Genomic DNA, 18,708 nt, shown 5'->3' with positions numbered 1-18,708 from the left:
ATGCAGGAACACCTGAATTTCTACATCGACGGCGCCTGGACCACCGCTTTGGGCACGCGCACGCAGGACGTCATCGACCCCAGCACCGAACAGCCCGTGGCGCGCATCGCGCTGGGCGATGCGCGCGACCTCGACCGCGCCGTGGCTGCCGCGCGCCGCGCCTTCCCTGCCTGGGCTGCCCAGGGCCGTGAGCAGCGCCTGGCGGTGTTGCACGCGGTGATTGCAGCCTACGAAAGCCGCATGGACGATATTGCCATGGCCATCTCACTGGAGATGGGGGCACCCATCGCACTGGCCCGCCAGGCCCATGCGGTGGCAGGCCTGTCGCACCTGAAACAGGCAGCCCAGGTGCTGGCCGGCTATGCATTCGACGAGGTGGTGAACCGCACCCGGGTGGCGCGCGAGCCCATCGGCGTGTGCGGTCTGATCACGCCCTGGAACTGGCCCATGAACCAGATCACCTGCAAAGTGGCACCGGCCCTGGCCGCGGGCTGCAGCGTGGTGCTCAAGCCCAGCGAGACGGCACCCCTGTCGGCCCTGCTGTTCGCGCAGGTGCTGCACGAAGCGGGCGTGCCACCCGGCGTGTTCAACCTGGTCAACGGCGACGGGCCGGGCGTGGGCGCGGCCATGGCGGCGCATGCGGACATCGACATGATTTCCTTCACCGGCTCCACCCGCGCCGGCGTGGCCGTGGCCAAGGCGGCGGCTGACAGCGTCAAGCGCGTGGCGCAGGAGCTGGGCGGCAAGTCGCCCCACATCGTGGTGGACGGCGTGGACCTGCCGGCCACCATCCGCCATGCGGCGCTGCAGTGCTTTCGCAACACCGGCCAGTCGTGCAACGCGCCCACGCGCCTTTTGGTGCCCATGCACCTGCACGACGCGGCCACGGCCATCGCGGTAGACGTGGCGCAGTCGCTGCGCATGGGCGACCCGCGCGACGCGGCCACCACGCTCGGTCCGGTGGCCAACGCGGTGCAGTACGCCAAGGTGCGCGAACACATCGCCGTCGGCCTGCGCGAGGGGGCCCGGCTCGCCACCGGCGGCCTGGAACAGCCCGCAGGCCTGGCCCAGGGCTATTTCGTGCAGCCCACGGTGTTTGCCGACGTGCGCAACACCATGGCCATTGCGCGCGAGGAGATCTTCGGCCCGGTGCTCTGCATCCTGCCCTACGGCACCGAGGAAGAGGCCATTGCGATGGCCAACGACACGGTGTACGGCCTGTCGGCCTACGTGAGCGCGCCGGACCTGGCCCATGCCCGCCGCATCGCTCGGCGGCTGCGCGCCGGCATGGTCCACATCAACGGCGCACGCGCCGACCACGCAGCGCCCTTCGGCGGCTACCGGCAGTCGGGCAACGGGCGCGAGTGGGGACGCATGGGCTTCGAGGAGTACCTGGAGGCCAAGTCCATGTTCGGGTACGAGGAGCCGGAAGTGATCACCCCCTGAGTCACTTTCGCGCCTCAGGGGGTGCTTCAGCTCATTCCGTGGGCGCGGGCACCGAGTGCAGCATCACCGGGTGGTTGCCATAGGCGTCCACGCTCTCGATCTGCACGCCAAAGCCCCACAGGCGTGCCACGTGGCGCAGCACCTCCTGCGTGTCATCGCCCAGCGGACGGCCCTGGTACTGGGTGTGGCGCAGGGTCAGGCTGCGGTCACCACGCAGGTTCACGTTCCACACCTGGATGTTGGGCTCGCGCGTGCCCAGGTCGTACTGCTGCGAGAGCATCTGGCGCAGGTTGCGGTAGCCGTTCTCATCGTGGATCTCGCTGACCACCAGCTCGTTCACGCGGGCGTCGTCGTGCAGGGCGAACAGGCGCATCTCGCGCATCAGGTGCGGGCTCAGGTACTGGCCGACGAAGCTCTCGTCCTTGAAGTTGCGCATGGCATGGTCGAGCGTGGGCAGCCAGGGGGCGCCGGCGATGTCGGGGAACCAGCGCCGGTCTTCGTCCGTGGGGTTCTGGCAGATGCGCTGGATGTCGCGGTACATGGCAAAACCCAGTGCGTAGGGGTTGATGCCGCTGTAGGCACGGTGCCCCACGGGGGGCTGGAAGATCACGTTGGTGTGCGAGCCCAGCCACTCCACCATCACCCCGTCGCTGAGGTAACCCTCGTCGTACAGTGTGCTCAGCAGGGTGTAGTGCCAGAAGGTGGCCCAGCCCTCGTTCATGACCTGGCTCTGGCGCTGGGGGTAGAAATACTGCGCGATCTTGCGCACGATGCGCACGATCTCGCGCTGCCAGGGCTCCAACAGCGGCGCATTCTTCTCGATGAAGTACAGGATGTTCTCCTGCGGCTCCTTGGGGAAGCGGTTGCTCTCCTGCGCGGCGCCGTCCTTGCCAGGGCGCGTGGGCAGGGTGCGCCACAGGTCGTTGACCTGCTGCTGCGCATAGGACTCGCGCTGCTCGCGCTCCAGGCGCTCGCGCGCCAGGTTCTTCTTGGACGGGCGGCGGTAGCGGTCTACCCCGAAGTTGGCCAGCGCGTGGCAGGAGTCCATGAGCCGCTCCACCTCGTCGAAGCCGTAGCGCTCTTCGCACTGGGCCACATAGTCTTTGGCATACACCAGGTAGTCGATGATGGAAGACGCATCCGTCCACATGCGAAACAGGTAGTTGCCCTTGAAGAAGCTGTTGTGGCCGTAGGCGGCATGGGCGATCACCAGCGCCTGCATGGCGGTGGTGTTCTCCTCCATCAGGTAGCTGATGCAGGGGTTGGAGTTGATGACGATCTCGTAGGCCAGGCCCATGTGGCCACGCCGGTAGCGCCGCTCGGTGGCCAGGAACTCCTTGCCGTAGCTCCAGTGGCGGTAGTTCACCGGCATGCCCACGCTGGAGTAGGCGTCCATCATCTGCTCGGCGGTGATGACTTCGAGCTGGTTGGGGTAGGTGTCGAGCCCGAAGCGCTCGGCGGTGGCCGCGATCGCGGCGTGGTAGCGATCGATCAGCTCGAAGGTCCAGTCGCTCGGATCGGGCAGCGGCTGTGCAGGCCGCGCGCCCGCGGGCAGGGGCTGCTCGGGCACGGTGCGGTGGCGGCGCTCGCCGACGACGGCAGTCTTCCACGGGTTGTCGCGCATGCGGCGCTCCAGCACCGGGTACTGGGCCATGTTGTGATTCATACCTGCACCCCCTCCTTCTTGAAGAGGTCGCGGAACACGGGGTAGATATCCCCCTGCTCGGACACCTTGCGCATGGCGAAGTGGGGGTACAGCGGCACCAGCTGGCTGTACTCCTCCCACAGGTTCTGCTCTTCCTGGGCCACCTGCACATAGGCAAAGTAGCGCGCCAGCGGCAGGATGCGGTCGACCAGCAGGTTGCGGCAGTTGCCGCTGTCGTTGGTGAAGTTGTCGCCATCGCTGGCCTGGGCCACGTAGATGTTCCAGTCCCCTGCAGGGTAGCGCGCGCGGATGATCTGGTCGAGCAGCACCAGCGCGCTGCTGACCACCGTGCCCCCGCTCTCGGTGGAGTGGAAGAACTGCTCCTCGCTCACCTCGGCGGCCTGGGTGTGGTGGCGGATGAAGACGATGTCGATCTTCTCGTAGTGCCGCGTGAGGAACAGGTACAGCAGGATGAAGAAGCGCTTGGCCAGGTCCTTGCGCGCCTGGTCCATGGAGCCCGAGACGTCCATCAGGCAGAACATCACCGCCTGGCTGTTGGGCACGGGCACCTGCACGCGGGAGCGAAAGCGCAGGTCGATGGGGTCCAGGTAAGGGATGCGGCCGGTGCGCGCCTTGAGCTCATCGATGCGCAGCCGCAGCGCTGCCGCCTCGTCACTGGTGCCCTGGCCTTCTTCCACCAGGGCATCGAGCTGCAGTTGCAGCGCCGCCAGCTCGCGGTGCGCCGACTGGCCCAGCGCGATGCGCCGCCCCAGCGCCCCGCGCATGGTGCGCAGCACCGCCAGGTTGTTGGGAATGCCGTTCTGGCTGTAGCCGGCGCGGCGCGGCTTGTACTTGGGGGTCTCGCCGATGTGCGTGCGCAGCAGGTTGGGCAACGCCAGGTCCTCGAAGAAGAGCTGCATGAACTCTTCCTTGGTCAAGGTGAAGGTGAAATCGTCCTCCCCCTCCCCGCTGTCGCTGGCCTGCGAACCGCCGCCGCCTCCGCCCCCCCCTGGGGCCGCTGGATGCGGTCGCCGCGCACGTGCTCGGCATTGCCAGGGTGCACCCGGTCGTGGATGCCGCCCCGGCCATGGTGGAACACGGGCTCGCCGATGTCCTTCTTCGGAATGGTGATGTTCTCGGCCTGCTCGATGTTGCGGATGTCGCGCTGCGACACCGCACGGCGCACGCCCTCTGCGATCTGCTCCTTGAAGCGGCGCACAAAGCGTTCGCGGTTGCCCACCGATTTGTTCTTGCCGGCGAGCCTGCGGTCGATGATTTGCAATGCCATCCCTTGCCCCCATCATGGGCCAGCGCCCCGGTGGGATGCACTGGCAAAACCTTCAAGCGCTTGTCTGTCTGCGGTTGCGCTAGCTGCTCTTGCGCACGCGCAGGTACCATTCGCACAGCAGCCGCACCTGCTTGGGCGTGTAGCCCTTTTCCACCATGCGGGTGACGAAGTCCTCGTGCTTGCGCGCCTCCTCGGCGCTGCCCTTGGCGTTGAAGCTGATGACGGGCAGCAGCTCCTCGGTGTTGGAGAACATCTTCTTCTCGATCACCAGGCGCAGCTTCTCATAGCTGGTCCAGCTCGGGTTGTTGCCCTGGTTGTTGGCGCGCGCCCGCAGCACGAAGTTGACGATCTCGTTGCGGAAGTCCTTGGGGTTGGCGATGCCCGCGGGCTTCTCGATCTTCTCGAGCTCGGCGTTGAGCGCGCTGCGGTCGAACACCTCGCCGGTGTCGGTGTCGCGGTACTCGTTGTCCTGGATCCAGTAGTCGGCGTAGGTGACGTAGCGGTCGAAGATGTTCTGGCCGTACTCACTGTAGCTCTCCAGGTAGGCGGTCTGGATCTCCTTGCCGATGAATTCAGCGTAGCGCGGCGAGAGGAACTCCTTGATGTAGCTGGTGTACTTGGTTTCCAGCTCGGCGGCGAACTGCTCGCGCTCGATCTGTTGCTCGAGTACATACATCAGATGCACCGGATTGGCCGCCACCTCGGCGCTGTCGAAGTTGAAAACCTTGGACAGGATCTTGAACGCAAAGCGCGTGGAGATGCCGGTCATGCCCTCGTCCACGCCACCGTAGTCGCGGTACTCCTGGTAGCTCTTGGCGCGCGGGTCGGTGTCCTTCAAACTCTCGCCGTCGTACACCTGCATCTTGCTGAAGATGCTGGAGTTCTCGGGCTCCTTCAGGCGCGTCAAGATGGCGAACTGCGACATCATCTTGAGCGTGCCCGGCGCGCACACGGCGTTGCCCAGCGACGATTCGCGGATCAGCTTGTCGTAGATGCGGATCTCCTCGCTCACGCGCAGGCAGTACGGCACCTTGACGATGTAGATGCGATCCAGGAAGGCCTCGTTGTTCTTGTTGTTGCGAAACGCCTTCCACTCGCTCTCGTTGCTGTGGGCCAGCACCACGCCATCGAACGGAATGGCACCAAAGCCTTCCGTGCCCTTGTAGTTGCCCTCCTGCGTGGCGGTGAGCAGTGGGTGCAGTACCTTGATGGGTGCCTTGAACATCTCCACGAACTCCAGCAGACCCTGGTTGGCCAGGCACAGGCCGCCGCTGTAGCTGTAGGCGTCGGTGTCGTCCTGGGCAAAGGTTTCGAGCTTGCGGATGTCGACCTTGCCCACCAGGCTGGAGATGTCCTGGTTGTTCTCGTCGCCCGGCTCGGTCTTGGCGACACCCACCTGCTTGAGGATGCTGGGGTAGCGCTTGACCACCCGGAACTGGCGGATGTCGCCACCGAACTCCTCCAGCCGCTTGACGGCCCAGGGCGATAGCACCCGCTGCAGGTAGCGCCGGGGGATGCCGAACTGCTCTTCGAGCACCGGGCCGTCCTCCAGGGCGTCGAACAGGCCCAGCGGCGACTCGTTCACCGGCGAACCCTTGAGCGCATAGAACGGCACCTTCTGCATCAGGTGCTTGAGCCGCTCGGCGATCGAGCTCTTGCCCCCGCCCACGGGACCCAGCAGGTAGAGGATCTGCTTGCGCTCCTCCAGCCCCTGTGCGGCATGCCGAAAGAAGCTCACCACCTGCTCGATGGCATCTTCCATGCCGTAGAACTCGGCGAACGCGGGGTAGCGTTTGATCACCTTGTTGGCAAAGATGCGCGACATGCGCGAGTCGTTGCGCGTATCGACCATCTCGGGCTCGCCGATGGCGGCCAGCATGCGCTGGGCCGCCGTGGCGTAGACCATGGGATCGCGCTTGCACTCGGCAAGGTACTCGTCGATCGACATCTCTTCTTCGCGGCCGCGGGCATAGCGCGCTGCGAAATTGCTGATGGCATCCATACGTCCTCCTGTGGTGGCACCCTCCGCATCGGGGCCACGGTTTGCAGTGGGAATCGCTACCGGTTCTGGTCCTTTTTAGCACCACCGCCTGTCTTTGAACAGGGAATTCGTGTAGGTGCGCAACGCTTTTTTGCACCGCCCACACACTCAGAGATAGAGCGTGGCACACTGCACAAGTTCACTCGCCGCGCGCATTCAGTGAACGTAGAACGTCAGGGATTTCCTGGGTATATGCATATGCCGCGACTGCCGCACGGCATGCAGGGGCGCGGTGCCGGTACGGCCGGCCCATGGTGCACCGGGGCGCAAGGCGCCGGGATCAAGCTTCGCGCTGGTGCGCGCGCATGATCTGGTGGCGCTGCCAGTAGTGGCCCACGGTGGCGTTGAAGTCGTCCTTTTCCTTCTTGAGCCCGGCCAGCTTGATCTTGCTGGTCTTGGCGCCCAGGCCCAGGGCATTCTTCTCGGGATGGGTCACAAGCAGCGCGTTGCCAAAGCTGCTTTCCTTGAATTCCAGCGCCTTCACGGCATCCCAGAACATGGTGGTGCCGTCGGCCGAGGTGCTGATGCCGTCGATGCTCACGGTCACCGTTTCGCTACCCTTGAGGGCGAACACCACGGGCGGAAAGTACTGCAGCACCAGCGCGCGCTCCTCGTCGGTGGCGGGTTCGTAGCGGTAGGCCAGGCTGCGCTCGTGGTCGGCGGCAAAGGCCTGCTCGTAGGCGCCCCACATGCGCTGCTCGATGGCATCGGCGCTGAGTATCTGCTGCACCCAGGTGGCAGCCGGCGGGCGCACGACGATGGCGCCATAGGCGCTCTCGGGCAGGTTCACGCCGACTGCGCGCATGCGCTCGGTCATGGCCGGGTGCGAGTCGAACGGGTGCGGCACGTTGGCGGTCTTCATCTCTTGCAGGAAATCGGCCGAGGCGGCATACGGCGGCAGGCCCTGGGCCACGTAGCTGGCAATGCCCAGTGCGGCATCGTGCCGGCGGTTCTGGCCGAACAGTTCGTGCTCGATCCTGGAGCGGTACTGCGCATAGGCCGCGATCTTCACCAGCGACTGCGCGATGGCGTGGGGCGAGATGAGCTTGGCGGCAATGCGGTCGGCCTTGAATTCGCGCTCGCGGCTCTCACGCGCCAGCGCGATCTCGAAGATCATGCGGTACAGGTCCAGCAGGGGCGAGACCACGGCCGACAGGCCGCCCGTGCGCATGGCATGGCGGTAGTGGTCGTACTGGGCAATCTTGGGGCCGAGCATGGCGCTGCGCCGGGTGTCACCGCCGCGCAGGTGGGCCAGCTCGTGGCCCAGCACGGCATCGGCCTCCTGCTGGTCCAGCAGGCGCAAGAGGGGGATGCTCACGAACAGCGTGCGCCCCGTAAGCTCCTTGCCGCCTACGGTGAGCGGTGCCTCGGTCACGAAGAAATTGGCGTCGATACCGGCCACGATATGCCGCGGCGGCTCGGTCTTGAGGCGATCGGCCATGTAGCGGATGCGCTTCCACAGCACGGGGGCATCGGCCTCGGTCACGAGCTCGCCGTCCACCCGGTTGTTCAACTGCACGCGCGTGAAGATGCTCTTGATCGCCATGAGCACGCCGATGGCCACCGCAATGCCCACGAAGATGATGAGCTTGGGCGAGTATTTTTGGAAGAAGAAGGCCGTGAGCCAGAACGACAGCCACACCGCCAGCGCCCCCTGCACCACCAGCGCGGCAGCGCTCGCCCAGGTGGTCAGGTGCCAGCCGGTGACAAAGCTGGTGTACTGCATCTTGCGGTCCACGAAGGCCAGCGCCCCCAGGCCCAGCACCGCCGCCAGCAGCAGCACGCCAGCCACCAGGGTCCACAGCGAGGCCTTGCGCACCAGGTTGAACTGCCACAGCTCGCCGTACTGCGCGCACACCGCCTCGCGGTACTCCTGCACTTCGGCCGCGGGGTTGGTGCAGACCCTGGACGGCGGATTGGCGCGGTAGAAATCCTTGCGGACCTGCTTTTCGGCCGCAGGCATGCCTTTTTCGGCGTCGATGCGCTGGCTGATGCGGGCGATGAACTGGGTGTCCTCGTCGCGCTGCGCGTAGCCGGTGAACAGGTAGGCGGCCAGCGGGATCAAAAACAGCGACAGCAGCGAATAGGCAAAAACCTTGGCCAGGCCCAGGCGCAGGGCGGATGGAATGTTCATACGGAAAGCCGACAGGTGGTTGGAATGGTTTTTGGATCCGGCGAAGCACAAAGGGGCCCAGGCACGCCTGCAGCGCACCATGTCCTCACCCCTTCGCGCCGGATTATCGGCAAACCCCTGCTTTGCGCCAGTCCGTGCGAAGCAACAATGGGACCAGTGGCGGCAGCACCCGGCTGAAAGGCGAATGCCCGCCACCACCCGCAAAGCGCCTGCCAGCGCCGGGGCCTGCCGACTCGGCCCACAGCTGACTTAAAATGCCCGGTCCACCCTCTCGAAAGCGGAAGGCGGGCCGACCGGGCCGCCTCCACCACCTGCCCCACCCATGAGCTCGCCCCTGCAACAAACCGGCCTCGACAGCCTTTCCAAGTCCTTTGAACCCGCCGCCCTGGAGGCCCATTGGGGCCCCGAATGGGAACGCCGTGGCTACGGTGTAGCGGGCTTTCGGGGCACCGGCACGGCGCAGGCGGGCGAGCCGGCGTTTTCCATCCAGCTGCCGCCACCCAATGTGACGGGCACGCTGCACATGGGCCATGCGTTCAACCAGACGATCATGGACAGCCTCACGCGCTACCACCGCATGCGCGGCTTCAACACGGTCTGGGTGCCCGGCACCGACCATGCCGGCATTGCCACGCAGATCGTGGTGGAGCGCCAGCTGCAGGAGCAAGGCATCAGCCGCCACGACATGGGCCCGACCCCGCCCGAGGCGCGCAAGAACTTCGTCGCCAAGGTCTGGGAGTGGAAGGAACAGAGCGGCAACACCATCACCACGCAGATGCGCCGCATGGGCGACAGCGTGGACTGGAGCCGCGAGTACTTCACCATGGACGACAAGCTCTCCAAGGTGGTGACCGATACCTTCGTGAAGCTGTACGAGCAGGGCCTGATCTACCGCGGCAAGCGCCTGGTGAACTGGGACCCCAAGCTGCAGTCCGCCGTGTCCGACCTGGAAGTCGAGAGCGAAGAGAAGGACGGCTCGCTGTGGCACATCGCCTACCCCCTGGCCGATGGCTCGGGCAGCCTCACCGTGGCCACCACCCGCCCTGAAACCATGCTGGGCGACGTGGCGCTGATGGTGCACCCCGAGGACGCACGCTACACACACCTGATCGGCAAGAACGTGGTGCTGCCCCTGGTGGGCCGCGAGATCCCGATCATTGCCGACGACTACGTGGACAAGGAGTTCGGCACCGGCGTGGTCAAGGTCACGCCCGCGCACGACCCGAACGACTATGCAGTGGGCCAGCGCCACCAGTTGCCGATGATCGTGGTGCTGACGCTGCAGGCCACCATCAACGACAACGCCCCTGAAAAATACCGCGGCCTGGACCGCTTCGTGGCGCGCAAGGCCATCGTGGCCGACCTGGAAGCCTCGGGCGCCCTGGTGGAGACCAAGAAGCACAAGCTCATGGTGCCGATCTGCACGCGCACCGGCCAGGTGGTCGAGCCCATGCTCACGGACCAGTGGTTCGTGGCCATGAGCAAGGTGAGCGAGCAGGACCCCACGGGCAAGAGCATTGCGCAAAAGGCCATCGACGCCGTGGCCACGGGCGAGGTGCAGTTCGTGCCCGAGAACTGGGTGAACACCTACAACCAGTGGATGAACAACATCCAGGACTGGTGCATCAGCCGCCAGCTGTGGTGGGGCCACCAGATCCCGGCCTGGTACGACGAAGACGGCAACGTGATCGTGGCCCGCAACGAAGCCGAAGCCCAGGCCAAGGCCCCGGGCAAGACGCTGCGCCGCGACGAGGATGTGCTCGATACCTGGTATTCGTCCGCCCTGGTGCCCTTCTCCACCATGGGCTGGCCTGAACAAGGCGACGGCCCGACCGACGACTACAACCTGTACCTGCCCAGCAGCGTGCTGGTAACCGGCTACGACATCATCTTCTTCTGGGTCGCCCGGATGATCATGATGACCACGCACTTCACGGGCCGCGTGCCCTTCAAGCACGTGTACATCCACGGCCTGGTGCGCGACGCACAGGGCAAGAAGATGAGCAAGTCCGAGGGCAACGTGCTCGACCCGGTGGACCTGATCGACGGCATCGCCCTCGACCCGCTGCTGGACAAGCGCACCACCGGCCTGCGCAAGCCCGAGACCGCGCCCACGGTGCGCAAGAACACGCAAAAGGAGTTCCCCGAGGGCATCCCGGCCTACGGCGCCGACGCGCTGCGCTTCACCTTTGCGGCGCTGGCCAGCCTGGGCCGCAGCATCAACTTCGACAGCAAGCGCTGCGAGGGCTACCGCAACTTCTGCAACAAGCTCTGGAACGCCAGCCGCTTCGTGCTGATGAACTGCGAGGGCCAGGACTGCGGCCTCAAGGAGCACACCAAGGAAGAGTGCCAGCCCGGCGGCCCGGCCCACGGCTACATGCAGTTCAGCCAGGCCGACCGCTGGATATCCTCGCTGCTGCAGAAGACCGAGGCCGAGGTGGCCAAGGGCTTTGCCGAGTTCCGCCTGGACAACGTGGCCAACACGATCTATGACTTCGTCTGGAACGAGTTCTGCGACTGGTACCTGGAGATCGCCAAGGTGCAGATCCAGACCGGCACCGAGGCCGAGCAGCGCGCCACGCGCCGCACGCTGATCCGCACGCTCGAAGCCATCCTGCGCCTGGCCCACCCGATCATCCCGTTCATCACCGAAGCCCTGTGGCAGACGGTGGCGCCGGTGGCCGGCCTGCAAGGCGACTCGGTCAGCATCGCCCGCTACCCCGAGGCGCAGCCGAGCAAGATCGACGAAGCCGCCATTGCGCACATGCAGCGCGTCAAGGGCCTGGTGGACGCCTGCCGCACCCTGCGCGGCGAGATGAACGTCTCGCCATCGACCCGCCTGCCGCTGTACACCGTGGGCGATACGGACTTCATGCGCGGCGTGGCGCCGGTGCTGCAGTCACTGGCCAAGCTCAGCGAAGTGAAGGTGTTCGACGACGAGGTCGCCTGGGCCGCCGCCGCACAGGCCGCTCCCGTGGCCGTGGTGGGCGAGGCGCGCATGTGCCTGCACATGGAGATCGACATCGAGGCCGAGAAGGCCCGTATTTCCAAGGAAATCGCCCGCCTGGAGGGTGAATTGGCCAAGGCCAACGCCAAGCTCGGTAACGAGGCCTTCGTGGCCAAGGCGCCGCCCGCGGTGATCGACGAGGCCAAGAAGCGCATTGCCGACTTCACCGCCACATTGGGCCGATTGCGCGATCAGCTGACACGCTTGGGGTAAAAATCCCGCGATACTGAGGGCAGATGCGCCCGGCTCCGTGCCGGGCCCTGCCCTCTTTTTATTTCCCATTCCTGCAAGGAGCCCCATGACCGCTGCATCCGCCATCCGCAAAGCCGTTTTCCCCGTTGCCGGCCTGGGGACACGCTTTCTGCCTGCCACCAAGGCATCGCCCAAGGAGATGCTGCCGGTGGTGGACAAGCCGCTGATCCAGTACGCCGTGGAAGAGGCCTATGCCGCCGGCATCCGCCACATGATCTTCGTGACGGGGCGCAGCAAGCGCGCCATCGAGGACCACTTCGACACCGCCTACGAGCTTGAAAGCGAACTCGAAGCCGCCGGCAAGCAGGAGCTGCTGGCCCTGGTGCGCTCGGTGCAGCCCGACGACATGGACTGCGCCTTCGTGCGCCAGCCCCGCTCGCTGGGTCTGGGCCATGCCGTGCTGTGCGCCGAGCCCCTGGTGGGCAAGGAGCCGTTTGCCGTGCTGCTGGCCGACGATTTGATGGTCGGCCCCAAGGGCGGCCAGCCGGTGCTGGCGCAGATGGCGGCAGCCTTTCGCCAGCAGGGCCGCTCGGTCATCGCCGTGCAGGAAGTCCCCGAGGACCAGGTGCACAAGTACGGCATCGTGGCCGGGGAATCCGCCGGAGGCCCGCTGATCCGCATCGACCGCATCGTCGAGAAGCCCAAGGCCGACGTGGCACCCTCGCGCATGGGCGTGGCCGGCCGCTACATCCTCACGCCCGGCGTGTTCGACGAGATCCGCAACCAGCCGCGCGGCGTGGGCGGCGAGATCCAGCTCACCGACGGTATCGCCCGCCTGATGCAGCACGAGGCGGTGTACGCCTTCCAGTACGAAGGCAAGCGCTACGACTGCGGCAGCAAGGAAGGCTTTCTCGAAGCCACGGTGGAACTGGCCCTGCAGCACCCGCAGGTGGGCGCCCACTTCCGTGAATACCTCAAGGGGCTGAGCCTGTAAGGCAACCCCCATGCCGCACCAGATGCGGTAGACCCCACGAAAAAAGTCCTCCCGCCGCGACCGCAGCTGGAGGACTTTTTTGCTGGGGAGCGAGGTTCTCGCCTCGCTCCCTCCACGCCGTCGCCGTTACCTGCGGCGCAGGACGTGGATGAACTCCTTGGTGTCGTCCGCCCCTTCGGTCGTCTGCTCCACCAGCTCGTTGCCGGTCTGCTTGGCAAACGCCTGAAAGTCGCGCACCGAGCCCACGTCGGTGGCCACCACCTTGAGCAACTGGCCGCTGGCCAGGTCTGCCAGGGCCTTCTTGGCCTTGAGGATGGGCAGGGGGCAGTTCAGGCCGCGTGTGTCGATTTCTTTGTGGATGTCCATGGTCGTCAGTCCTTTGGCGGCAGGTCCAGGCCGCGGCGTCGCTCTGCATTTTCTTCGGCGGTGAAGAACACCGGCTCGTGCCCGCGCGTGCGCAGCCAGTCGGCCAGCGCATAGCCGGTGCCGGCGGGCCAGCACTTGAGGTCTGCCAGATCGTACATCCGGTAGTCCACCAGCTCGGGCGAGAGCTTCACCTCGCCATGGGCCACCACATGGTAGGCAATGATGACCTGGTTCATGCGCAGGAACTCGTACGCCCCCACCAGGGTGGTGGCGGTCACGTCGAGGTTCGTCTCTTCCTTGACCTCGCGCGCGATGCCTTCCTGCGGCGATTCACCCGCCTCCATGAAGCCGGTGATCAGCGCGAACATCTTGCCCGGCCAGGCCGCATTGCGCGCCAGCAGCACCTGGCCGTTGACCTCCACGATGGCGGCGAGCACCGGCGTGGGGTTGTTCCAGTGCGTCCAGCCGCAGGCCGGGCAGCGCAGGCGCTGCTTGTCGCCGCCGTCTTCGGCCACGGTGATCAGGGCCAGCGGTGTGCCGCAATGGGTGCAATGGCGGGGTTCGTACTGCATGTTGCTCTTGATTTTATAGCATCAGCCTTCCCGGATGGGGGCCGGCTGTTGCATGGATTGGTTCATCGTGCGGAGCCAGCGGGCCACGCCACCACAGCGTAGCAGCGGTGGTCGACCCCTGCTGTCAGGCGGGGAACACCCCGGTGGAAAGGTAGCGGTCACCCCGATCGCAGACCACGAAGACGATGGTCGCGTTGCTCACGCGCTGCGACAGCTGCAGCGCCGCCCAGCAGGCCCCGGCCGCCGAGATGCCGCCGAAGATGCCCTCCTCGCGCGCCAGGCGCCGGGCCATGTCCTCGGCATCGTCCTGGCTCACGTTCACGGTTTCGTCCACGGCGCGCGGGTCGAAGATCTTGGGCAGGTATTCCTGCGGCCACTTGCGGATGCCGGGGATGCGCGAGCCCTCCTGCGGCTGTGCACCGATGATCTGGATGCCAGGATTCTTTTCCTTCAGGAAGCGCGACACGCCGGTGATGGTGCCCGTGGTGCCCATGGCGCTCACGAAGTGGGTGATGCGCCCACTGGTCTGCTCCCACAGCTCGGGGCCCGTGGTCTCGTAGTGGATGCGCGGGTTGTCGGCATTGGCGAATTGATCGAGCACCTTGCCCTCGCCGCGCTTTTGCATGGCCTCGGCCAGATCGCGCGCATGCTCCATCCCGCCGCTCTTGGGCGTGAGCACCAGGTCGGCGCCAAAAGCCTTCATGGTCTGCGCGCGCTCGACCGACAGGTCTTCGGGCATCACCAGCACCATGCGGTAGCCCTTGATCGCCGCCGCCATGGCCAGCGCAATGCCGGTATTGCCCGAGGTCGCCTCGATCAGCGTATCGCCCGGGCGGATGTCGCCGCGCTCTTCGGCGCGGCGGATCATCGACAGCGCCGGCCGGTCTTTCACCGAGCCCGCGGGGTTGTTGCCTTCGAGCTTGCCCAGGATCACGTTGCCCCGCGCGGTGCTGTCTGCCGCCCCAATGCGCTGCAGCGCCACCAGTGGCGTCTTGCCAATCGCGTCTTCAATCGTCGGATATTTCATGCGCCCTACTGTGCCATAATTTGAGTCTTCACGAATTCCCTGCCCGGGTGGTGAAATTGGTAGACGCAGGGGACTCAAAATCCCCCGCCGCAAGGCGTGCCGGTTCGATTCCGGCCCCGGGCACCATGGCTTTCTTGCTATGGTTTTTTGATGAACGTTCCGCACCCTGCCGCATCAAGCGGGTGCCCGCAACGTTCCCCTTCTTGACTTGAATGCTGCTGTGGCGCCGCGAAACCGGCAAACGGGAGGTCAATCAATGTTCGACACAGGCCGATGGAATGTGACCGACGCGTCCGGGCGACACGTTGGCGTGGTCGATGGCGACGAGTACGTGCGCGATGGCGACCACCTGCTCTACCGCATCGATGGCAATGAACTTTACTCTGCGGGTCCCGAAGGCCGTCTTTACGGCTTCTTCGAGGGTGAGCTGGTGATTGCCCCTGCAACCAGCGCACTGCTGCTGCGGTTCACCAGGGAATAGAACCCTTCGGGAAAAACTCCCGCTGCGGGCTGGCTACGCCTGCATGCTCTGCAGCACATTCTCGGCCGCCTTGCGCACATGCTCTTCGCACAGGCGCGCGGCCATCTCCCCATCACCCTGCTCAATGGCCGCCACGATGGCATCCAGCTCCACCAGCGTGTGCGGAAAGCGCCCGGGCTGCGCCATGGAGATGCGCCGCAGCACGGTCACGCGGTTGTTGAGCTGCTGCAGCAGTTGCCCGGCCACCAGGTTGCCGCAGCCTGCGATCAGGATGTCGTAGAACTGGTTCTTGACGTTGAGCATCAGTGCCCGATCCTGTGTGAGCGCGGGCTGTGACAGCTCGGTGAGCTTGGCGCGCAGGGCGCGCACCTGCTCCTTGGAGGCATTCAGGGCAAATCCCCGGCCCGCCAGGCTTTCGAGGTGGGCGCGCACTTCGTAGATGTCGCGAACTTCCTTGGGCGAAATCGTGGTGACCTCGGGCCCGCGGTGCGGAATGATGGTGATCAGCCCCTCGGCCTGCAGGTGCTGCAGGGACTCGCGCACGCAGGAGCGGCTCACGTCCAGGCTTTCGCACAGCTCGCGCTCCGAGAGCTTTTGCCCAGGCGTGAAGTGGCCGTCAAGGATGGCCTGGCGCAGCGTGTGCGTGGCGCGCTGGCGCAGGGAGGTCTCTTCGCGGGGGACTCGCAGCATCTGGTTCATGGCGCCATCCTACTGGATTTTCATACATACATATTGTCATACAAACATATGGCGCATCCGTCAATCCGCGCTTTCCATATGTATGATTGTCTGACAATCATAATAAAGTCCATCCATCGCGGTGCCGTACTGCCGCCCGCCCTTTTCACCCCGGTCTTTCCCTTGCAACCAGGAGCCTTCCATGACCCGCGCATACGCCCCCAAGAACCCCGCCCTCTTCGACCAAGGCCTGTCCACCCGCCGCGAGGTGCTGGGCGCCGAGTACGTCGATGCCTCGATCAAGAACGCCACCGACTTCAACATCGACATGCAGGAGCTGGTCACCCAATACTGCTGGGGCGATGTGTGGAACCGCCCAGGCCTGGACCGCAGGACGCGCTCGTTCCTGAACCTGGCGATGATCACGGCGCTGAACCGCCCGCATGAACTCAAGCTGCATGTGCGCGGTGCCATCAACAACGGCCTGACCCGGGACGAGGTGAAAGAGGTGTTCCTGCAGACGGCCATCTACTGCGGCGTGCCGGCGGCGATTGATTCGTTCCGCGTGGCGGCCGAAGTGTTCAAAGAGATGGACCTTTGAGCCGGAGCGCGACGATGAGCCGCATTGCATTCATCGGCGTGGGCATGATGGGCCAGCCCATGGCCCACCTGCTGCACGCCGCAGGCCACCAGCTCGTGGTGAAGGACGCCAACGCCGAAGCCGGGGCGCAGTTCGTCGCGTCGCATGCGGGCGCCGTGGTGGCCACCGACAACGCCTCGTACGCAGGGTGCGACGTGGTCATCACCATGCTGCCCAATTCCGACATCGTGGATGCGGTGGTGTCCGACCTGGCGCCGCATCTGTCGGCGGGGGCCTGCGTCATCGAGATGAGTTCTGCCGACCCGATCCGCACGCGGGCACTGGCGGCAGCGCTGCGCGGCAGGGGCATTGCGCTGATCGATGCACCGGTCTCTGGCGGCGTGAAAAAGGCAGTGAACGGCACACTGGCCATCATGGTGGGCGGCGAGCCTGCAGACTTCGAGCGGCAAAAGCCGGTGCTCGAAGTGATGGGCAAGGCCATCACCTATGTGGGCCCAGTGGGCGCGGGCCATGCACTCAAGGCGCTGAACAACTACGTGTCGGCTGCGGCGCTGATCGCCACGGCCGAGGCCATCCACGTGGGTGCGGCGTTCGGCATCGACGCGGCCACCATCGTGGACGTGATCAATGCGTCGACCGGCAAGAACAATACGACCGAAAACAAGGCCCACCAGTTCATGCTGAACCAGGCCTTCAACTCGGGCTTCTCGCTGGCCCTGCAGGCCAAGGACGTGGGCATCGCGGCGGGTCTCGGCCGCTCCATGCAGTTGCCAATGGACCTGGCCCAGAAGGTGTGCGCCATGGCGGCCGAGGCGTCTAGCGCGCTGGGCCCCAAGGCCGACCACACCGAGCTCTACCGGTTCGTCGGCAAGCCCTGACTGCTGCCTGGGCGCCCCCCGTCGGGCGCCTGCCGCAAGCCTGAACGCAAACAAAAAAGCGCCACTGCCTGGCAGGCCAGGCCCTGGCCGCCATCACCCTTCATGGAGACAAGACAATGCGCCATCTGACCAAGACTTTGCTCGCAACCGCGCTGGCCCTGGCCTCGGCGGCAGCCGCCGCCTTTCCCACCAAGCCGGTGACCATCGTCGTGCCATACGCGGCGGGCGGCTCCACCGACGTGCTGGCCCGCGTGCTGGCCGAAGCCATGGCACGCGACCTGGGCCAGCCGGTGATCGTGGACAGCGCGGGCGGTGCCGGCGGCACCATCGGCACCAGCAAGGTGGTGCGTGCGCCCAATGACGGCCACACCATCCTGCTGCACAACATGGGCATCGCCACGGCGCCCGCGCTGTATGCCAAGCTGCCGTTCGACGTGAACAAGGACCTGGAGCCCATTGCCCTGGCGGGCGACGTGCCCATGATCCTGGTGCGCAACAAAAGCTTTGCTCCCATGAGCGTGGCCGACCTCATCAAGCACATGAAGACGAATCCTGGCGGGGTGAAGTTCTCGCATGCAGGCATTGGCGCCACCTCGCACCTGTGCGCGATGTTGTTCAACCAGACGGCCGGCACCACTGTGACCATGGTGCCCTACCGCGGCACGGGCCCCGCCCTACAGGACCTGGTGGCGGGCAATGTCGACGTGATCTGCGACCAGCCCGTGGCCACAGGCCCGCACATCCAATCGGGGGCATTGAAGGCCTACGCCATGGCGACCAAAGAGCGCATCCCGACTATGCCGGAAGTACCCACCTTCGCGGAATCGGGCCTGCCGGGCTTCGAGTTAGCGGTGTGGCATGGGGTGTATGCACCCAGGGGTACGCCGACCGCTGTCATCGAGCGCCTGAACAAAGCCGTGCGCACAGCCCTGGCCGATCCCGGCCTGGCGAAACGCTTCACCGACATGGGCGTCATCATTCCGCAGGGCGACCGGCTCAAGCCCGAGGCCCTGCGCCAGCAGACCGCCGCCGAGATCAAGCGCTGGGACCCGGTGATCAAGGCAGCCGGCACCAAGGCCGAGTAAACGCGGCCCTCAGGGCTTGCGCGCCCCGGACGCGATCTCGTCCAGCGCCTGCATGGCCTCCTCGCGGCTGGACCAGCCGTCGTTGGTCACGGGGGTGTTGTGCCCATCGATCACCAGGTTGCTGCAGTAGTACCGGCCCGCCTGCTCGCGCAGCGTGGCCGAGTAGGTCGATCCGTCGTATTCACCGAAAACGTTCTCTTCCTGCGGGTCTTGCATCATGGCCTCCTTGTGGTTGCCATTGTGCGATGACCTGCTGCCCCGGTGTGTAGGCGC

Annotated in this window: 15 protein-coding genes, 1 tRNA gene and 1 pseudogene; 8 read left to right on the top strand and 9 right to left on the bottom strand. The window is 65.7% G+C overall.

Annotated elements, in window-relative coordinates; all coding sequences use genetic code 11:
* Window positions 1–1,446: an aldehyde dehydrogenase family protein gene (locus AC0IZS_RS16465; protein ID WP_471636579.1), complete on the top strand. Its 1,446-nt coding sequence runs from the start codon at window positions 1–3 to the stop codon at window positions 1,444–1,446.
* A gap of 31 nt (window positions 1,447–1,477) precedes the next feature.
* Here AC0IZS_RS16465 and AC0IZS_RS16460 read toward each other — a convergent pair whose 3' ends face one another.
* From AC0IZS_RS16460 to AC0IZS_RS16445, 4 genes and pseudogenes are all read right to left on the bottom strand, one after another.
* A complete protein-coding gene (locus AC0IZS_RS16460) occupies window positions 1,478–3,112 on the bottom strand; it encodes a SpoVR family protein (protein WP_471636578.1) in 1,635 nt (544 codons plus the stop codon).
* Window positions 3,109–4,379 (bottom strand): annotated as a pseudogene (locus AC0IZS_RS16455) (YeaH/YhbH family protein). The gene AC0IZS_RS16460 and the pseudogene AC0IZS_RS16455 overlap by 4 nt, the downstream one beginning before the upstream one ends.
* A gap of 79 nt (window positions 4,380–4,458) precedes the next feature.
* Window positions 4,459–6,381 carry a PrkA family serine protein kinase gene (locus AC0IZS_RS16450; RefSeq protein WP_471636577.1) on the bottom strand — a complete coding sequence of 641 codons (1,923 nt, stop codon included), beginning with the start codon at window positions 6,379–6,381 and terminating at the stop codon, window positions 4,459–4,461.
* Window positions 6,382–6,700: 319 nt separating this feature from the next.
* Window positions 6,701–8,554, bottom strand: coding sequence for a M48 family metallopeptidase (locus AC0IZS_RS16445; RefSeq protein ID WP_471636576.1), 1,854 nt, complete (start codon window positions 8,552–8,554; stop codon window positions 6,701–6,703).
* Window positions 8,555–8,876: 322 nt separating this feature from the next.
* On the opposite strand from AC0IZS_RS16445, the gene AC0IZS_RS16440 reads away from it, so the two are divergent.
* Together AC0IZS_RS16440 and galU are read left to right on the top strand one after the other, a co-directional pair.
* Window positions 8,877–11,774: a valine--tRNA ligase gene (locus AC0IZS_RS16440; RefSeq protein ID WP_471636575.1), complete on the top strand. Its 2,898-nt coding sequence runs from the start codon at window positions 8,877–8,879 to the stop codon at window positions 11,772–11,774.
* 85 nt (window positions 11,775–11,859) lie between these two features.
* Window positions 11,860–12,747 carry a UTP--glucose-1-phosphate uridylyltransferase GalU gene (gene galU, locus AC0IZS_RS16435; RefSeq protein WP_322594951.1) on the top strand — a complete coding sequence of 296 codons (888 nt, stop codon included), beginning with the start codon at window positions 11,860–11,862 and terminating at the stop codon, window positions 12,745–12,747.
* A 126-nt stretch (window positions 12,748–12,873) separates the two neighbouring features.
* Here the strand turns inward: galU and AC0IZS_RS16430 are convergent, their stop codons facing one another.
* The 3 genes from AC0IZS_RS16430 to cysM form a co-directional block, all read right to left on the bottom strand.
* A complete protein-coding gene (locus AC0IZS_RS16430) occupies window positions 12,874–13,113 on the bottom strand; it encodes a sulfurtransferase TusA family protein (protein ID WP_471636574.1) in 240 nt (79 codons plus the stop codon).
* A gap of 5 nt (window positions 13,114–13,118) precedes the next feature.
* Window positions 13,119–13,685 (bottom strand): NUDIX hydrolase, encoded by a 567-nt coding sequence (locus tag AC0IZS_RS16425; protein WP_322594953.1) that lies wholly within the window; start codon window positions 13,683–13,685, stop codon window positions 13,119–13,121.
* Window positions 13,686–13,809: 124 nt separating this feature from the next.
* A complete protein-coding gene (cysM, locus tag AC0IZS_RS16420) occupies window positions 13,810–14,712 on the bottom strand; it encodes a cysteine synthase CysM (protein ID WP_471636573.1) in 903 nt (300 codons plus the stop codon).
* A gap of 41 nt (window positions 14,713–14,753) precedes the next feature.
* On the opposite strand from cysM, the gene AC0IZS_RS16415 reads away from it, so the two are divergent.
* Window positions 14,754–14,838, top strand: a tRNA-Leu gene (locus tag AC0IZS_RS16415).
* A gap of 130 nt (window positions 14,839–14,968) precedes the next feature.
* The gene (locus AC0IZS_RS16410; protein ID WP_471636572.1) at window positions 14,969–15,193 is read left to right on the top strand and encodes a hypothetical protein; all 225 of its coding nucleotides are present in this window, start codon (window positions 14,969–14,971) and stop codon (window positions 15,191–15,193) included.
* Between the two features lie 33 nt (window positions 15,194–15,226).
* Here the strand turns inward: AC0IZS_RS16410 and AC0IZS_RS16405 are convergent, their stop codons facing one another.
* Window positions 15,227–15,892 carry a GntR family transcriptional regulator gene (locus AC0IZS_RS16405; protein ID WP_471636571.1) on the bottom strand — a complete coding sequence of 222 codons (666 nt, stop codon included), beginning with the start codon at window positions 15,890–15,892 and terminating at the stop codon, window positions 15,227–15,229.
* Window positions 15,893–16,073: 181 nt separating this feature from the next.
* Between AC0IZS_RS16405 and pcaC the strand changes: the two genes are divergently transcribed.
* The 3 genes from pcaC to AC0IZS_RS16390 all read left to right on the top strand — a co-directional run bounded on the left by pcaC (window position 16,074) and on the right by AC0IZS_RS16390 (window position 18,435).
* Window positions 16,074–16,472, top strand: coding sequence for a 4-carboxymuconolactone decarboxylase (pcaC, locus tag AC0IZS_RS16400; protein ID WP_471636570.1), 399 nt, complete (start codon window positions 16,074–16,076; stop codon window positions 16,470–16,472).
* Between the two features lie 14 nt (window positions 16,473–16,486).
* Window positions 16,487–17,350: an NAD(P)-dependent oxidoreductase gene (locus AC0IZS_RS16395; protein ID WP_471636569.1), complete on the top strand. Its 864-nt coding sequence runs from the start codon at window positions 16,487–16,489 to the stop codon at window positions 17,348–17,350.
* A gap of 116 nt (window positions 17,351–17,466) precedes the next feature.
* On the top strand, window positions 17,467–18,435 hold the full coding sequence (locus AC0IZS_RS16390) for a tripartite tricarboxylate transporter substrate-binding protein (RefSeq protein ID WP_471636568.1): 969 nt from the start codon (window positions 17,467–17,469) through the stop codon (window positions 18,433–18,435).
* A gap of 9 nt (window positions 18,436–18,444) precedes the next feature.
* Here AC0IZS_RS16390 and AC0IZS_RS16385 read toward each other — a convergent pair whose 3' ends face one another.
* The gene (locus tag AC0IZS_RS16385) at window positions 18,445–18,651 is read right to left on the bottom strand and encodes a hypothetical protein (protein ID WP_471636567.1); all 207 of its coding nucleotides are present in this window, start codon (window positions 18,649–18,651) and stop codon (window positions 18,445–18,447) included.
* Window positions 18,652–18,708 lie beyond the last annotated feature (57 nt).

The organism is Acidovorax sp. AC410 (assembly GCF_979253235.1).
This window is presented reverse-complemented; position numbering and strand designations above follow the sequence as displayed.

Excerpts from the sequence above, each read along its gene's own strand:
- AC0IZS_RS16430 (WP_471636574.1), bottom strand. The coding sequence starts at position 13,113 with ATGGACATCCACAAAGAAATCGACACACGCGGCCTGAACTGCCCCCTG.
- pcaC (WP_471636570.1), top strand. The coding sequence starts at position 16,074 with ATGACCCGCGCATACGCCCCCAAGAACCCCGCCCTCTTCGACCAAGGC.
- AC0IZS_RS16385 (WP_471636567.1), bottom strand. The coding sequence starts at position 18,651 with ATGCAAGACCCGCAGGAAGAGAACGTTTTCGGTGAATACGACGGATCG.
- AC0IZS_RS16440 (WP_471636575.1), top strand. The coding sequence starts at position 8,877 with ATGAGCTCGCCCCTGCAACAAACCGGCCTCGACAGCCTTTCCAAGTCC.
- cysM (WP_471636573.1), bottom strand. The coding sequence starts at position 14,712 with ATGAAATATCCGACGATTGAAGACGCGATTGGCAAGACGCCACTGGTG.
- galU (WP_322594951.1), top strand. The coding sequence starts at position 11,860 with ATGACCGCTGCATCCGCCATCCGCAAAGCCGTTTTCCCCGTTGCCGGC.
- AC0IZS_RS16460 (WP_471636578.1), bottom strand. The coding sequence starts at position 3,112 with ATGAATCACAACATGGCCCAGTACCCGGTGCTGGAGCGCCGCATGCGC.
- AC0IZS_RS16425 (WP_322594953.1), bottom strand. The coding sequence starts at position 13,685 with ATGCAGTACGAACCCCGCCATTGCACCCATTGCGGCACACCGCTGGCC.
- AC0IZS_RS16450 (WP_471636577.1), bottom strand. The coding sequence starts at position 6,381 with ATGGATGCCATCAGCAATTTCGCAGCGCGCTATGCCCGCGGCCGCGAA.
- AC0IZS_RS16405 (WP_471636571.1), bottom strand. The coding sequence starts at position 15,892 with ATGAACCAGATGCTGCGAGTCCCCCGCGAAGAGACCTCCCTGCGCCAG.
- AC0IZS_RS16465 (WP_471636579.1), top strand. The coding sequence starts at position 1 with ATGCAGGAACACCTGAATTTCTACATCGACGGCGCCTGGACCACCGCT.
- AC0IZS_RS16395 (WP_471636569.1), top strand. The coding sequence starts at position 16,487 with ATGAGCCGCATTGCATTCATCGGCGTGGGCATGATGGGCCAGCCCATG.
- AC0IZS_RS16410 (WP_471636572.1), top strand. The coding sequence starts at position 14,969 with ATGTTCGACACAGGCCGATGGAATGTGACCGACGCGTCCGGGCGACAC.
- AC0IZS_RS16390 (WP_471636568.1), top strand. The coding sequence starts at position 17,467 with ATGCGCCATCTGACCAAGACTTTGCTCGCAACCGCGCTGGCCCTGGCC.
- AC0IZS_RS16445 (WP_471636576.1), bottom strand. The coding sequence starts at position 8,554 with ATGAACATTCCATCCGCCCTGCGCCTGGGCCTGGCCAAGGTTTTTGCC.